This is a genomic window from Promicromonospora sp. NPDC023805, assembly GCF_040639635.1.
In the GTDB taxonomy this organism is placed as follows: domain Bacteria; phylum Actinomycetota; class Actinomycetes; order Actinomycetales; family Cellulomonadaceae; genus Promicromonospora.
Map to the genome: position 1 here is coordinate 31,143 of NZ_JBFAAH010000015.1, position 15,007 is coordinate 46,149.

The following is a 15,007-nucleotide window of genomic DNA, read 5'->3' on the forward strand; positions in this document are numbered from 1 at the left end:
AGATCTTGCCTGTCCCCCGTGCGAGCTACCCGCGATTGTCCACCGTACGGTGACTACCGCGCGCGGCCCGATCCATAGCGTTCTGGGTAGTCCGCGGCGACCGGTTCGCGGCTTCTCGAAGGAGTCATCGTGCGTCTGGTGTGGCAGCTCATAGCCGTTCTGGCGGTCTCGTTCCTCGGCAGCCAGGGCTTGGCGCTGGTCGGCGACAACCCCTGGCCGGCGCTCGTCGTGGGGCTCGCGACGGCCGTGCTCGCAGCGGTCGGACGACGGCGGCTTCGTCGTGCTGGCCCGCATCCCGACCGGGGCCCGGTAGTGGCCGTGCCGACCCGCGTGCTGGTCTGTGACGACCAGGTGCTGATCCGCACCGGGTTCGCGACGATCATCGACGCCCAGCCCGACCTCGAGGTGGTGGGCGACTGCGGTGACGGGCGAGCCGCCGTCGACCTCGCCCGCCGGCTGAACCCCGACGTCGTGGTGATGGACGTCCGGATGCCGGTCCTCGACGGCATCGAGGCGACCCGCCTGCGCGCCGGAGCCAGCGGGTTCCTGCTCAAGGACGCCCCGGCCGCACAGCTGCTGAACGGCATCCGCACCGTCGCGTCGGGGGCCGCGCTGACCCCGCGCGAGCTGGAGGTGCTGCGCCTGATCGCCAACGGCCTGTCGAACGGCGAGATCGCCGCGACGCTGGTGATCAGCCAGGAGACGGTCAAGACGTACGTCTCCCGCCTCCTGGCCAAGCTCGGCCTGCGCGACCGTGTGCAGGCGGTGGTCCACGCCTACCGCAGCGGCTTGGTGACGTGACGGTGCGTTCGGTGTGCGTGTTCCTCCCGGCTGCACGCCGGACGGACCGTCTCAGTCGACTGGTCGGGTGACGGGGACGAGCGTGATGATGTGGTCGAGCCCCTTGTAGTCGTCAGGGTTGGACGTGTACAAGGGAAGGCCCTCGGCTGCCGCGGTGGCGGCGATCATGAGATCGACGGCACGGCGGCGCGGAGTCCGGCCGACCGCGACGACACCGGCGGTCAGCCGGCCGTAGAGACGGGCGGCCTCGGCGGCGAAGGGGATGGGGTCGAACTCGTTCTCGACCCGCTGGAGGACGTCGATGCGGCGTGCTCGTTCCGCGTGCTCCTCGTACTGGGTACTGTCAGGGCGGACCAGGTGGGGCCCTGCGGAGAGCTCCGCGAGAGTGATGGCGCTGACAGCCATCTCATCGGGCAGCTCGGTGATATCGATCCGGTCCCGCAAGATCAAGATGTTCGTATCGACAAGACCTTGGGTGACCTCAGCGCTCATACGGGTCGTAGACCTCGTCATCGACCGTCGCTTCCTGATCGGCGCGGAACGCCTCCAGCGACATGCGGGCGCCGGCCTGCGACATGGCAGCGAACTCTGCGCGCGGGACGAATCGACGCCGGTGGCGCAACGGGACCAGCTCACCGATCTGATGCCCATCACGCGTGACGGTGAACGACCGCCCGGACTGAACGGCATCCATGATCTCCTTCGAGCGCGAACGCAGGTCGCGCTGGGTGATCTCTGGCTGGATACTCATGCCAATCACGGTAGCACCGAGTGCCACCACGTGCCACGGCGCGTAACCGTCCAACGGGCCGCGTACCGGTGCGGACCCACGGGTGATCTCTGCGCCCTGGGCTGTGCGGGCCGGGGCCCGGCCGTACTCCGGGCGTCGAGCCCGCTAGTCCTGCCGGTACATCACCATGCCGCCGTGGTACAGCACACGGTCGCGGAAGTCGCCGTCCGCGCTGAACCCCGTGTCGTCCCGGTAGCGGATGTGATCGCCCTCGATCCAGTACCGCCCCGTGTAGGCGCTCTCCCGGTCGCCGCGCGCCTCGTCGTACCGGCCGTCGGGCAGCAACCGCTGCCGCACGTGCCCGTCCGCCGTGACCCACAACCCGAGGTAGCCGTCCGTCGTCATGCCCGTCTCCCGTCCCCGCCCTGCGGCGATCCGACGTCCGGCGGTCTCGCCGGACGATCACCAGATTGCCCGGGGCGCTCGCGGGCAACCAGGCTGCGGTGTACCGGGGTGTGCGGCACCCAGGCTGACGACGCCGCTGTCCGCTCAGCTGTCGGCGAGGTGGACGAGCCCGGCCGCCGTCGGCCGGAAACCGCAGGACTCCAGGTAGAACGTCTCGAGGTGCGGCTCGAAGTCGACGAACAGCCACTCGCATCCCGCCGCCCTGGCCTCCTCGACCGCGCGCCGCACGACGGCGGTACCGAGTCCTTGCCGCTGGTGGCTCGGGCGCGTCTTGGTGTCGATCAGGAACGCGTGACCCCCGCCGTCCCACGCGACGTTCACGAACCCGACCAGCTGCCCCTCGCTGCTCCGGGCGGTGACCCACCCCAGCGAGTGGCCTCGGACCCGGTCCCACCATCCGGGCTCCGGGTTGCCGCCGTGGGACTCGGTGAGGTCCACGATCTCGGCGTCGGACACCGGCCCGCGCCAGTCCAGAACCACTTCATCAGTAGGCATGGTGGTCAGCCGTCGTCGACGCGGGACTGGTAACCGCATCCACGGCAATCACATCCGGCATCGCCAAGCTCCCCCACCGCTCAAGGTCCGGCTCGGTCCCGGTGAGCTCGGCAGCGAGCAGCGTCCACGCCGTCCCGTGCCCAACCAGGACGACGTCGCGCCCCGGATGCTCCGCGAGGATCTTCCTGGCCGCAGCGACCACCCGCGTCCGCGTCCGGACGATCGGCTCCCAGCCCGGGCGGGCCACGGCGTGCGGGCTCGTCAATGCGCCGCGGACCGCGCCCGCGAAGTCCGGCACCCATCCACTACCGCCCCGGTCGTGCTCCCTCAGGTCCTCGACCTGCGGCACCTCCCGCTTGGCCAGCAGGAACGCTGTTCGCGCCGCCTTCGGCTCGGGCGAGGTGTACCAGACGGCGTCGTCGGGCCACGGCGCCTGCGCCGCGAGCTCCTCGACCAGGTACTCGTGCTCCGGATCCAGGATCCACGCTGAGGCAGGGACAGCCTTGTCAAGAATCGGCCGCCCATGTCGGACGAGGTAGAGGGCCACCGCGCAAGGGTATGCCGCCGCCATGCGGCCGATCGGAGAGTCCGTCTCCAGCATATGGTGCGGCTTGATCCGACGCCGCAGAGCAGGCCCAACCGCATGGTCGAAGCGGACCGATCAAGACCCGCCACAACCCTGAAACGAACGATGACGCGAGACACCGATCAACGATGTCCCGCGTCATCCCAAGGTGGGCCCAGAGGGACTCGAACCCCCGACATCCACGGTGTAAACGTGGCGCTCTAACCAACTGAGCTATGAGCCCTGGCAGCGGACCACAATACCTGGCCCCAGCCCCGAACCAGGTCAGATTTTACGAACTGGCCGGATCAGATCTCCACTACCGCTCGCCGGTAGTCCTCCAGGTCGCGTGCCTGACCCCGCGGGTTGACCACGCACCAGCGGACGATCCCGTCGGCGTCGATCAGGAACGTCCCCCGCAGCGCGATCCCCGAGCTCTCGTCGAACACCCCGTAGTCCCGCGCCACCTCGCCGTGCGGCCAGAAGTCGGAGAGCAGGTCGAACTGATAGCCCTCCGCCGCCTGCCACGCCTTGAGCGTGAAGACGGCGTCCGTCGAGATCACGAGCAGCCGCACGCCGGCGGTCTCGAAGTCCTCGATGTTGTCGCGCAGCTCGCACAGCTCGCTGGTGCACGTCCCGGAGAACGCGAACGGGACGAAGACGACGAGCACCGGCGCGCCACGCAGGTCCGACAGCGTGGTCGGGGTGCCGTGCGTGTCCGGGAGCGTGAAGTCGGGTGCGGGATCACCCGGCTTCAGCGACTCCGCGGGAGCGGTCGGCGTGGCGGCGAACTCGGTCACGGCTTCAGACCTGTGGGGCCATCACTTGCCGCGGCCCCGGTAGGCGAGCCGAGTTGCCGACCAGTCCTCCGCGATGGCAAAGGTGCTGGTGGTCTGCAGGCCGGCGGTCGTGGCGGCCTCCTGGATGTCACTGTGGCCCACCTCGCCGTCCCGGCCGGGCTTGGGCGTGAAGATCCAGATGATGCCGCCGTCGTCCAGCACGGTCAGCACATCCACGAGTGCGTCGGTGAGGTCTCCGTCGCCCTCCCGCCACCAGAGGATGACGCCGTCGGTCACGTCGCCGAAGTCCTCGTCCTCCAGCTCGCTGCCGATGATCTTTTCGATGTCGGCCCGGAGGGCGTCGTCGACGTCGTCGCCCCAGCCGAACTCCTGCACCACCTGGCCGGCCTCGAAACCGAGGCGCCCGGCGCCCTGGGTGTCCGTGCTCACTTGGTTGATCGTCCCTCTCTCTGTCCGGCACTCGCAGCCGGGTCGTATGCGTGTTCTGTCCGGCCCTACGCGGGCCCTCCGTCGCCAAAGGTAGTGCACGCACCCCGGCCATGCCTCGCAACCAGGTCGCGTGGTGTCTTTTTGATGAATCGATGAGACCTCGGCAACGCACAAGTCATGCACTCAGTCTCATCATTGCGATACCCCGTATCAATAACGACGCGATCCGGTACAGACGTAACGCAGATCACGCACTCTTGACCGCCCTATGGTGTGAGCGCACGCTGTGAGGGGACAGAATGGCTAGGACCACCTGTGCGTGGGCGTGCACAGTCGCAACCCCAGCTGTGGCGACGCTACGCCGACGCGACGGGTCCTGACGAGGCGGCGAGGAGCGCGAACCGCGACCCCGCCGCGCGACACCGAGAGAGGTTGCTGGTGGCTTCGTTTGACGAGACCGGACCGCTGATCAACGGTCTGCTCAGCGCCGTACCTGACATCGACCCGGCCGAGACCGAGGAATGGGTCGAGTCCTTCGACGGGCTGATCGACGACAAGGGCGGACCTCGCGCCCGGTACGTCATGCTCAACCTGCTCCGGCGGGCGCGCGAGCGGAATGTGAGCATTCCCGCGTCCATGGCGACGCCCTACGTGAACTCCATCGGGATACACGAAGAGCCCTACTTCCCGGGCGACGAGGCCATGGAGCGGCGCTACCGCTCGTGGATCCGTTGGAACGCGGCGGTCATGGTGACCCGCGCCCAGCGCGAGGGCCTCGGCGTCGGTGGGCACATCTCCTCGTACGCGTCCGTGGCGACGCTGTACGAGGTGGGCCTGAACCACTTCTTCCGCGGCAAGGACCATCCGGGCGGCGGCGACCAGATCTACTTCCAGGGCCATGCGTCCCCCGGCGTCTACGCCCGCGGCTACCTCGAGGGCCGCCTGACCGCGGACCAGCTCGACGGGTTCCGCCAGGAGAAGTCGCACCCGGGCGGCGGCCTGCCGTCCTACCCGCACCCGCGCCTCATGCCGGACTTCTGGGAGTTCCCGACAGTCAGCATGGGCCTCGGCCCGGCGTCGGCGATCTACCAGGCGTGGACCAACAAGTACCTGCACAACCGCGGGATCAAGGACACCAGCCAGCAGGACGTCTGGGCCTTCCTCGGCGACGGCGAGATGGACGAGCCCGAGAGCCGCGGTATGATCCAGCACGCCGCCCAGCAGCAGCTGGACAACCTGACCTTCGTCGTGAACTGCAACCTGCAGCGCCTCGACGGCCCGGTGCGTGGCAACGGCAAGATCATCCAGGAACTGGAGGCCCAGTTCAAGGGCGCCGGCTGGAACGTCATCAAGGTCGTCTGGGGCCGCGAGTGGGACACCCTGCTCAACGCCGACAAGGACCGCGCGCTGGTCAACCTGATGAACGTCACGCCCGACGGTGACTACCAGACCTACCGTGCGGAGTCCGGTGCGTTCATCCGCGAGCACTTCTTCGGGCGCGACCCGCGCACGAAGGCCCTCGTCGCGAACATGACCGACGACGACATCTGGAACATGAAGCGCGGCGGGCACGACTACCGCAAGCTCTACGCGGCGTACTCCGCGGCGCGCGCGCACACCGGTCAGCCGACGATCATCCTCGCGCACACCGTCAAGGGCTACGGCCTGGGCTCCGGCTTCGCCGGCCGCAACTCGACGCACCAGATGAAGAAGCTCAAGGGCGACGACCTCAAGACGCTGCGCGACTCGCTCCGCATCCCGATCTCGGACGCCGAGCTCGAGGCGGACCCGTACCTGCCGCCGTACTACCACCCGGGGGCCGACGCGCCGGAGGTCCAGTACATGCTGGAGCGCCGCCGTCAGCTCGGTGGCTTCGTACCGGAGCGCCGGACCGTCGCGAAGACGACCCTCAAGCTGCCCGAGGACAAGACCTACGAGCTGCTGAAGAAGGGTTCCGGCACGCAGCAGATCGCCACGACCATGGCGTTCGTGCGGCTGCTCAAGGACCTCTTCAAGGCCAAGGACTTCGGCAACCGCATAGTGCCGATCATCCCGGACGAGGCCCGCACCTTCGGCCTCGACTCGATCTTCCCGAGCGCCAAGATCTTCAACACGCTCGGCCAGAACTACCTCGCCGTGGACCGCGAGCTCATGCTGAGCTACAAGGAGTCCGAGTCCGGCCAGATCATGCACACCGGCATCAACGAGGCCGGTTCCGCCGCCGCGTTCCAGTCGGTGGGCACGTCGTACGCCACGCACGGCGAGCCGATGATCCCGGTCTACATCTTCTACTCGATGTTCGGCTTCCAGCGCACGGGCGACCAGTTCTGGGCGGCCGGCGACCAGATGACGCGCGGCTTCATCATCGGCGCGACCGCGGGCCGCACCACCCTCACGGGTGAGGGCCTGCAGCACGCCGACGGGCACAGCCCGCTCATCGCCGGTACGAACACGTCGATCGTGCAGTACGACCCGGCCTACGGGTACGAGATCCGGCACATCATGCGCGACGGCATCGAGCGCATGTACGGCGACGGCTCCGACGGCCGGGACCAGGACGTCATGTACTACCTCACGGTGTACAACGAGCCGATGGTCCAGCCGGTCGAGCCGGAGGACGTCGACGTCGAGGGCATCAAGCGCGGTATCCACCGCATCTCGGTGTCGGACGCCGAAGGCCCCAAGGCCCAGCTCCTCTCCTCCGGCGTAGGTGTGCCGTGGGCGCTCGAGGCGCAGCAGCTCCTCAAGGAGGACTGGGGCGTCTCGGCCGACGTGTGGTCGGTGACCAGCTGGAACGAGCTGCGTCGCGACGCCCTGGCCGCCGAGCATGACTCCCTGATCGACCCGGCAGCGCCGATGCGCACGCCGTACGTCACGGAGAAGCTGTCCGGCGCACAGGGGCCGTTCATCGCCACCAGCGACTACGACCACCTGGTACCCGACCAGATCCGTGCGTGGGTCCCCGGCGACTACGCGGTGCTCGGCGCCGACGGGTTCGGTTTCTCCGACACCCGTGCCGCCGCGCGGCGGTTCTTCCTCATCGACGGTCCGTCGATGGTGGTCCGGACGCTGCAGGTCCTCGCCCGCCGTGGCGAGGTGCCGACCGACGTCGTCGCGAAGGCCGTCGAGAAGTACCGCCTGCTCGACGTCACCGCCGGCACGTCCGGCAACACGGGCGGCGACAGCTGACCTTCGGTCGACGCCGGGGTAGTCACCTGGCGAGGTAGACGAGCAGCGAGGTAGTCATCCAGCGCGAACCGGATGACTACCTCGCTGCTCGTCTACCTCGCCAGATGTCTACATCGCCAGGTGACTACCTCGGCGGGTTCTGTTCCGCTGCGGCGATCGCCTTCTCCAGCTCGTCCCGCAGCGGCCTGACCGCCTTCGTGTCCGGGTGCATCTCCAGTGCCCGCAGGTGCTGCCGTGCCTCGAGCACCCGGTCGGCCTCGAGCGCGGCGAGCACCAGATGCTTGCCGGCCACCGGCGAGTGCTCCCGCACGCGCCAGTGCCCCACGCCCAGCCCCAGGGCCTCCACGGGCATGCCCGCGTCCCGCAGGATCGCCAGGCCCTCCACCAGCGCCCGACCGTCAGGATCGCGTTCAGCAGCCGTGGTGAACCGCCGGACGGCGCCCTCCGGGTCGTCGGCGAGCGACAGCCGGCCCAGCTCGATCAGCGGGTACCAGCCGCGCGGGTGCCCGGCCAGCTCCTCGGCCAGCGCCCAGACCGCGAGGTCCGCCTCGCGCTGCTTGGACTCGGGGATCTCGTCGGAGTCCCGCAACGGGTCCTCCAGCGTCGGGTCCTCGGCGGCGCGGCGGCGCACTATCTCTGCCAGGGCGCCGAAAGCCTCTTCGTTGTTCGGATCGTCGGTCAGCTGGGCGCGCAGCGCGTCCTCGTGTCCCGCGTCCCCTCGTCGGGGCGCCGACGGCGACGGGCGGCGAGCACCGACCGTGGACGCAGACAGGGGCCGACGGATGAGGCGGCGGAGCCGATGCATCAGGGCCATACCTCGACCCTACAGTTTTCCTCCCCTCCGCACTGGGATCACCCTGCCTTGAAAGTCCGTTTGTGGACTCCCCACAACTCGGACTCGTATGCTGCCGGGGTGCCACCAACTCGACGGGGCGCGCGAACCAGCGCTCAGAAGACCGACCGGGAGGCCGGGCCGGCAGCCGACCCCGGCGGCAGCCAGGACCCCGGCCAGGACGCCCCGGCGCCAGTGACCTCGACGCCCGTGACGGAGCCCGCCCCCGGGGCGGCCGCGACCGACCCCGCCGGGTTCCCGATGAACCTCCAGCGGGTCCGCGAGGCCAGCGGCCTCCTCACCGCCGCCGCGATGCGGCGACTGGACGAGGACCTCAACTGGTACCGCGACCTCCCCGCGGAGGACCGCTCGTACGTCGGCCTCGTCGCCCAGGCCGGCATCAACGCGTTCACCTCCTGGTTCACCGATCCGGACCGGCCGCCGCACGGCGTCAGCGAGATCTTCGCCGCGGCCCCCACCGAGCTGACCCGCTCCATCTCGCTCCAGCACACGCTCCAGCTCGTGCGCGTGGTGGTCGACGTCGTCGAGACGCACTCCGACCGGATCGCCGCGCCCGGCGGCGAGCGCGACCTGCGCGAGGCGGTCCTGCGCTACTCCCGCGAGGTCGCGTTCTCCGCGGCCGAGGTCTACGCCCGTGCCGCCGAGTGGCGCGGCGCCTGGGATGCCCGCCTCGAGGCCCTCGTGGTCGACGCGCTCGTGCGCGGCGACGGCGACGACTCCCTCCGCTCGCGCATCTCGGCCCTCGGCTGGAGCGGCCGCGGCAACGCGCTCGTCGTCGTCGGCCTCGCCACCGAGCAGCTCGACGAGATCCGCACCGCCGAGATCCGCCGCGTCGCCCGGCGCGCCGCTGGCGACGCCCTCGTCGGGATCCACGGCGACCGGCTGGTCCTCGTGCTCGGCGGCGAGGGCGACCTCGTCGCAGCCGCCACATCGCTCCTGAGCCGCTTCGGCATGGGTCCGGTGGTGATCGGCACCCAGGTGCCCAGCCTGACCGACGCCGCCCGGTCGGCCCGGTCCGCGCTCGCGGGCCTGACCGCCGCCCCGGCCTGGCCGCAGGCGCCCCGCCCGGTCATGGCCGACGACCTCCTGCCCGAGCGCGTGCTGACCGGCGACTACACCGCCCGCGCCACGCTGATCGCCCAGGCTTTCACCCCGCTGCAGGACGCCGGCGGCGCCGTGCTGGAGACCCTGTCGGCCTACCTGGGCACCGGCCGGTCGCTGGAGGCCGCGGCGCGTCATCTGTACGTTCACCCCAATACGGTGCGCTACCGGCTCCGCAAGGTGTCGGAGATCACAGGGTGGGACCCGCTCGACGCCCGCGAGTCGTTCGTGCTGCAGGTGGCCCTGGCACTGGGCCAGCTCGGCCGCGGCTGACCGTTCTGTCCTAACTCTTCGCCGGGGTCGGTACCTTGTAGGTTCTCCACAAGGGGCCTCTACCAGGTTGGTACGGGTCGCGACGTCCCGCGAGCTCTCCGGGTTGGCAGAGTGGACGCGTGCTCGCCGTCGTCTGCCCTGGACAGGGCTCTCAGACCCCCGGGATGCTCAGCGACTGGCTCGAGCTGCCCGGAACCGAACAACGCCTCGCCGCAGCATCCGAGGCCTCGAACCTGGACCTGGTGGCGCACGGAACGACGTCGGACGCCGACACGATCCGCGACACCGCGGTGGCCCAGCCCCTGATCGTCACCACGTCGCTGCTCGCGCTGCGCGCCCTGCTGGACGGCCGCGCCGCCGCCGACGTTGTCGACATCACCGCCGGTCACTCCGTCGGCGAGCTGTCTGCGGCAGCGGTGGCAGGCGCCCTGTCGGACGACGGAGCGGCCGGCCTGGTCGCACGCCGCGCCCGGGCGATGGCCACGGCGGCAGCGGCTGCGCCGTCGGGCATGAGCGCCGTCGTGGGCGGCGACCCCGATGAGGTGCTCGCAGCGATCGAGGCCGCGGGCCTGTGGCCCGCCAACGTCAACGGCGCGGGCCAGACCGTCGCGGCCGGCGCCCTGGAGAACCTCGCCAAGCTGGCCGAGAACCCGCCGACCCGTGCCCGGGTGATCCCGCTGCAGGTCGCCGGCGCCTTCCACACCCCGTTCATGGACGCGGCGCGCGCCGAGTTCGAGCCGGTGGCCCTCGGCTGGGACGCCACAGACCCGACCCTGCCGTTCCTCGCCGACCTCGACGGCACCGCCTACACGGGCGGCGCCAACGGCCACGGCACAGGCGCTGACGTGCTGCGCAACATCGCGGGCCAGGTCACGGCGCCGGTCCGGTGGGACCTGATCATGACTGGCCTGGCGGAGCGCGGCGTGACCGGTCTGCTCGAGCTCGCTCCTGGCGGCGTCCTGACGGGCCTCGCCAAGCGCGGCCTCAAGGGCGTGGAGACCGTCGCGGTGAAGTCGCCCGCCGACCTCGATGCGGCGCGCGCGCTTATCACCGCCCATGGGTCAGCGCACAGCAGTGTCCCCCCTTTTTCCAGCGGCACGAGCGCGACCGGAGCAGACCAGTGACCATCCTGCAGCAGGCCCAGCCCACGCAGTTCTCGCGGATCCTGGCGATCGGCGGGGAGCGCGGCGAGCTCGTCGTGACCAACGACGACATCGCCGGTCCCATCGACTCCTCCGACGAGTGGATCCGCCAGCGCACCGGCATCGTCACGCGCCGCCGGGCCGGCGCGGACCGGGACGTGCTCGACCTGTCGGAGGCCGCCGCGAACAAGGCGCTGGAGGCCGCGGGCCTGACCGGCGCCGACATCGACGCGATCATCCTGTCGACGATCACGCACATGCACATGACGCCGTCGGGCGCCGCGATCCTCGCCGAGCGCATCGGCGCGACGCCGGCCGCCGCCTACGACGTGTCGGCCGCGTGCGCCGGCTACGCGTACGGCATCGGCCAGGCGGACGCCCTGGTCCGCTCGGGCCTGGCCCGGCACGTGCTGGTGATCGGCGCCGAGAAGCTCAGCGAGATCATCGACCCGACCGACCGCTCCATCTCGTTCCTGCTGGGCGACGGCGCGGGCGCCGCGATCGTCGGCCCGTCGGACACCCCGGGCATCGGCCCGACCGTATGGGGATCGGACGGCGCCAAGGCCACCGCGATCCGTCAGACGCACTCCTGGACCGAGCTGCGCGAGGACCCCTCGCTCGGCTGGCCCACGCTGCGCCAGGACGGGCCTACCGTGTTCAAGTGGGCGAGCTTCCAGATGGCGCCCGTCGCGGAGAAGGCGATGGCCGAGGCAGGCGTGACCGCCGAGGACATCCAGGTCTTCATCCCGCACCAGGCCAACATGCGGATCATCGACCAGATGAAGAAGCAGCTGGGCCTGCCGGATACCGTGGTCATAGCGCGCGACATCGCCGAGACCGGCAACACGTCGGCGGCGTCGATCCCGTTGGCCGCAGAGCGCCTCCTCGCAGAGGGGCAGGCCAAGTCGGGCGACCTCGCCCTCCAGATCGGGTTCGGCGCGGGCCTTGTCTACGCCGCGCAGGTCGTGGTGCTGCCGTAGCCGGCTGCGGCGGGCCGTAAGGAAATGACCCGCCGTGCAATCCAGTCGCGAGATGCGCCAAGATCTGACCAGCAAGACTCCGGTGCCCGACGGCGCCGGTGACCGTTACGAAAGATAGGAAGTCCCATGGCCAACACGGACCAGGAGATCCTCGAGGGCCTCGCCGAGATCGTTGCCGAGGAGACGGGCCTCGACAAGGCCGACGTCCTGCTCGAGAAGTCCTTCCAGGACGACCTCGACATCGACTCCCTGTCGATGATGACCATCGTCACGCACGCCGAGGACAAGTTCGAGGTTCGCATCCCGGACGAAGAGGTCAAGAACCTCTCGACCGTCGGCGACGCAGTGAGCTTCATCAAGGGCGCTCAGGCCTGAGCCGCCCCCCGACGGCGGTAGCGCGGCCCCTGTTTCACCGGGCCCGTGCCGCCGTCGGGCACTCGCTGCCCACGAGGTAGCACCTTTTCGCACCTGCCCCCTTCGTCCCACCACCCTCGGGAGCATCATCATGTCCTCCGCACGCGAAGTCGTCGTCACCGGCCTCGGCGCCACCACACCCCTCGGCGGGGACGTGGCATCCACGTGGGAGGCCGCTCTCGCCGGTGTATCAGGGGCGCGCACCCTGGAGAACGACTGGGCAGAGAAGTACGGGATCCCCGTGACCTTCGCCGCCACCATCAAGGTGGACCCGGCAGAGGTGCTCTCCCGCCCCGAGACCAAGCGTATGGACCCGTCCGCGCAGTACGCGATAGTCGCGACGCGTGAGGCCTGGGCCGACGCGGGCAGCCCCGAGATCGACGGCGACCGGCTCGGCGCAGTGGTGTCGTCCGGCATCGGCGGCATCCAGACCATCCTGGACGGCTGGGACACGCTCCGTGAGCGCGGCGCCCGGCGCATGCTGCCCATGACCGTCCCCATGCTCATGCCGAACTCCCCCTCGGCCTACGTGTCGCTCGAGCTCGGAGCCCGCGCCGGTACCCACGCGCTCGTGTCCGCGTGCGCCTCGGGCGCCGAGGCCGTGGGCTACGCCGTCGAGATGATCCGCTCCGGCCGCGCCGACGTCGTCGTGGCCGGCGGCACCGAGGCGGCCATCCACCCGATGCCGCTGGGCGCGTTCGCGGCCTCGCGGACACTCTCCCTCCGCAACGACGACCCGCAGCGGGCCTCGCGCCCGTACGACGTCGACCGCGACGGTTTTGTGCTCGGTGAGGGTGCGGCGGTCCTGGTGCTGGAGAGCGCCGAGCACGCCGCCGCCCGCGGCGCCCGCGTGTACGCCAAGATCAGTGGCGTGGGCCTGTCGTCCGACGCGTACCACATCACCTCCCCCGACCCCGAGGGCAAGGGCCAGGTCGCGGCCATGCGCTTCGCGATGCAGGACGCCGGGGTGACCGCCGCCGACATCGTGCACGTCAACGCGCACGCCACCTCCACCAAGGTGGGCGACCTCACCGAGACGTCCTCCATCCGGACGCTGCTGGGTTCCGAGGCCGACCACGTGCTGCTCTCGGCGACGAAGTCCATGACGGGCCACCTGCTCGGCGGCGCGGGCGCCATCGAGTCGCTGTTCGCGGTCAAGGCGATCTCGGAGCGCCTCGCCCCGCCGACGATCAACGTGGACAACCCCGACCCGGAGCTGCAGGTGCCGCTCGTGCGCGACGAGCCGGCGAAGCTGCCCGGTGGCGACATCGCCGCCATCAACAACTCCTTCGGCTTCGGCGGGCACAACGTCGCCCTGGTGGTCCAGAACCACTGACCCCGGCTGCGGGTCCGGCACGTGTCAGGCGCTCAGGTCACCCCGGTGACCTGAGCGCCTGACACGTGTGCCGATGGTCGAACCTGTCGAGACCAACCCCACGCCACGCGAGTCCGTCCTGCCCGCGCCCCCTTCGTCTGACATGGGAGAATGTCCACATGGCAATGCGTGAGATCCGTGTGGTTCCCGACCCAGTACTGCGTACCCCGTGCGACACCGTGACAACCATCGACGACCGCGTCCGCAGCTTGGTCGCGGACCTGGTCGACACGGTGGACGACGAGGGGCGTGCCGGACTGGCCGCCAACCAGATAGGCGTCTCGCTGCGAGCTTTCTCGTGGAACATCGAGGGCGAGATCGGCTACGTGCTGAACCCGCGCATCGTCGAGCTGGGCGAGGAGCAGCAGGACGGCGGCGAGGGCTGCCTGTCCGTCCCGGGCCTCTGGTACCCCACTCTGCGGGCCAACTACGCCAAGGTCGAGGGCATCAACCTGGACGGCGAGCCGATCACCGTGGAAGGCACCGGGATCATGGCCCGCTGCCTCCAGCACGAGTGCGACCACCTGGACGGCATGGTCTATCTCGACCGCCTCCAGAAGGAGACCCGCCGCGCGGCGATGCGGGAGCTTCGCGCGCGCCTGTGAGGGTCTGACCACGCTGTTTGGTACATGCCACGCCCTGTGGGATCAATTTCAGGAAAGTCCTAAGGGGCACTAGTGGTGGCGCGCCTTTTTAGGCAAGAATGTGCCGCACGAACTCGTCGTACGTGGTGATTATTTCGACGCCTGCGCGCCGTTTCGCCTCGCATCTCGTCGGCGGATCGGGCAGTATGTGGTCCGAAGCACCGCTGTGCAGCCGACCACAGCGTCACCGCCCTGGTGAGGACGTAGGGGAAGACGTACCTCGACCCAGGGAGGAAGACATGGCCGGTGTCATCACGCGGGGTGTGCTTTTTGTGCACTCAGCGCCTCGTGCCCTGTGCCCCCACATCGAGTGGGCAGCGGGGAACGTACTTGGCGTGCGCGTATCCATGGACTGGACCGCGCAGCCCGCGGGACGCGGTCTGTACCGTGCCGAATACTCGTGGCAGGGCCTGCAGGGTACGGGCGCCAAGCTCGCGTCCGCCCTGCGCGGTTGGTCCCACCTCAGGTATGAGGTCACCGAGGACGCGAGCAACGGGGCCGACGGCGCCCGCTGGTCGCACACCCCCGACCTCGGCATCTTCCACGCCATGACGGATGTACACGGCAACGTGGTGGTCCAGGAGGACCGCGTCCGTGCGGCCCTGGAGCTCGCCGACCCGCGCGCCATGCGGGACGCCCTCGACCTCGCCCTGGGCGCGGCGTGGGACGACGAGCTGGAGCCGTTCCGCTACGCGGGCCTGGGCGCCCCGGTCCGCTGGCTCCACCAGGTCGGCTGACCCGACCCCAGACA

At 70.0% G+C, this 15,007-nt stretch carries 17 protein-coding genes and 1 tRNA gene; 9 read left to right on the forward strand and 9 right to left on the reverse strand.

Annotated features, from left to right (window positions below):
* Positions 1-312: 312 nt before the first annotated feature.
* Entirely contained in the window at positions 313-801 is a 489-nt protein-coding gene (locus AB0F70_RS15760; RefSeq protein WP_357450073.1) for a response regulator transcription factor, read from the forward strand.
* A gap of 51 nt (positions 802-852) precedes the next feature.
* On the opposite strand, the gene AB0F70_RS15765 is transcribed toward AB0F70_RS15760, so the two are convergent.
* From AB0F70_RS15765 to AB0F70_RS15800, 8 genes are all read right to left on the reverse strand, one after another.
* Positions 853-1,293, reverse strand: a complete 441-nt coding sequence (locus tag AB0F70_RS15765; protein ID WP_357449660.1) for a type II toxin-antitoxin system VapC family toxin — start codon at positions 1,291-1,293, stop codon at positions 853-855.
* The gene (locus AB0F70_RS15770) at positions 1,283-1,552 is read right to left on the reverse strand and encodes a type II toxin-antitoxin system prevent-host-death family antitoxin (protein ID WP_357449663.1); all 270 of its coding nucleotides are present in this window, start codon (positions 1,550-1,552) and stop codon (positions 1,283-1,285) included. The genes AB0F70_RS15765 and AB0F70_RS15770 overlap by 11 nt, the downstream gene beginning before the upstream one ends.
* A 144-nt stretch (positions 1,553-1,696) precedes the next feature.
* The gene (locus AB0F70_RS15775; RefSeq protein WP_357449666.1) at positions 1,697-1,936 is read right to left on the reverse strand and encodes an Atu4866 domain-containing protein; all 240 of its coding nucleotides are present in this window, start codon (positions 1,934-1,936) and stop codon (positions 1,697-1,699) included.
* 144 nt (positions 1,937-2,080) lie between these two features.
* The gene (locus tag AB0F70_RS15780; protein ID WP_357449669.1) at positions 2,081-2,491 is read right to left on the reverse strand and encodes a GNAT family N-acetyltransferase; all 411 of its coding nucleotides are present in this window, start codon (positions 2,489-2,491) and stop codon (positions 2,081-2,083) included.
* Positions 2,481-3,038 (reverse strand): histidine phosphatase family protein, encoded by a 558-nt coding sequence (locus AB0F70_RS15785; RefSeq protein WP_357449672.1) that lies wholly within the window; start codon positions 3,036-3,038, stop codon positions 2,481-2,483. Before AB0F70_RS15785 ends, AB0F70_RS15780 begins: the two co-directional genes overlap by 11 nt.
* A gap of 188 nt (positions 3,039-3,226) precedes the next feature.
* Positions 3,227-3,300: transfer RNA gene (locus AB0F70_RS15790), tRNA-Val, on the reverse strand.
* A gap of 64 nt (positions 3,301-3,364) precedes the next feature.
* Positions 3,365-3,856 carry a peroxiredoxin gene (locus AB0F70_RS15795; RefSeq protein ID WP_357449675.1) on the reverse strand — a complete coding sequence of 164 codons (492 nt, stop codon included), beginning with the start codon at positions 3,854-3,856 and terminating at the stop codon, positions 3,365-3,367.
* A 21-nt stretch (positions 3,857-3,877) separates the two neighbouring features.
* Positions 3,878-4,285: a DUF3052 domain-containing protein gene (locus AB0F70_RS15800; protein WP_357449678.1), complete on the reverse strand. Its 408-nt coding sequence runs from the start codon at positions 4,283-4,285 to the stop codon at positions 3,878-3,880.
* A 438-nt stretch (positions 4,286-4,723) separates the two neighbouring features.
* Between AB0F70_RS15800 and aceE the strand changes: the two genes are divergently transcribed.
* On the forward strand, positions 4,724-7,474 hold the full coding sequence (gene aceE, locus AB0F70_RS15805) for a pyruvate dehydrogenase (acetyl-transferring), homodimeric type (protein ID WP_357449681.1): 2,751 nt from the start codon (positions 4,724-4,726) through the stop codon (positions 7,472-7,474).
* Positions 7,475-7,598: 124 nt separating this feature from the next.
* Here aceE and AB0F70_RS15810 read toward each other — a convergent pair whose 3' ends face one another.
* Positions 7,599-8,288 (reverse strand): hypothetical protein, encoded by a 690-nt coding sequence (locus AB0F70_RS15810; protein WP_357449684.1) that lies wholly within the window; start codon positions 8,286-8,288, stop codon positions 7,599-7,601.
* A gap of 279 nt (positions 8,289-8,567) precedes the next feature.
* Here AB0F70_RS15810 and AB0F70_RS15815 point away from each other — a divergent pair, with 279 nt between their 5' ends.
* From AB0F70_RS15815 to AB0F70_RS15845, 7 genes are all read left to right on the forward strand, one after another.
* Positions 8,568-9,701 carry a helix-turn-helix domain-containing protein gene (locus AB0F70_RS15815; RefSeq protein ID WP_357450076.1) on the forward strand — a complete coding sequence of 378 codons (1,134 nt, stop codon included), beginning with the start codon at positions 8,568-8,570 and terminating at the stop codon, positions 9,699-9,701.
* Positions 9,702-9,820: 119 nt separating this feature from the next.
* Positions 9,821-10,825, forward strand: a complete 1,005-nt coding sequence (locus AB0F70_RS15820; RefSeq protein ID WP_357449687.1) for an ACP S-malonyltransferase — start codon at positions 9,821-9,823, stop codon at positions 10,823-10,825.
* Positions 10,822-11,823 carry a beta-ketoacyl-ACP synthase III gene (locus tag AB0F70_RS15825; protein ID WP_357449690.1) on the forward strand — a complete coding sequence of 334 codons (1,002 nt, stop codon included), beginning with the start codon at positions 10,822-10,824 and terminating at the stop codon, positions 11,821-11,823. The genes AB0F70_RS15820 and AB0F70_RS15825 overlap by 4 nt, the downstream gene beginning before the upstream one ends.
* A gap of 126 nt (positions 11,824-11,949) precedes the next feature.
* A complete protein-coding gene (locus AB0F70_RS15830; protein ID WP_116676165.1) occupies positions 11,950-12,198 on the forward strand; it encodes an acyl carrier protein in 249 nt (82 codons plus the stop codon).
* Positions 12,199-12,328: 130 nt separating this feature from the next.
* Positions 12,329-13,573, forward strand: a complete 1,245-nt coding sequence (gene fabF / locus AB0F70_RS15835; protein ID WP_357449694.1) for a beta-ketoacyl-ACP synthase II — start codon at positions 12,329-12,331, stop codon at positions 13,571-13,573.
* Between the two features lie 158 nt (positions 13,574-13,731).
* Complete coding sequence (gene def, locus AB0F70_RS15840; RefSeq protein WP_357449697.1) at positions 13,732-14,217, forward strand: peptide deformylase; 486 nt, start codon at positions 13,732-13,734, stop codon at positions 14,215-14,217.
* 278 nt (positions 14,218-14,495) lie between these two features.
* Entirely contained in the window at positions 14,496-14,993 is a 498-nt protein-coding gene (locus AB0F70_RS15845) for a DUF3145 domain-containing protein (protein WP_357449700.1), read from the forward strand.
* Positions 14,994-15,007 lie beyond the last annotated feature (14 nt).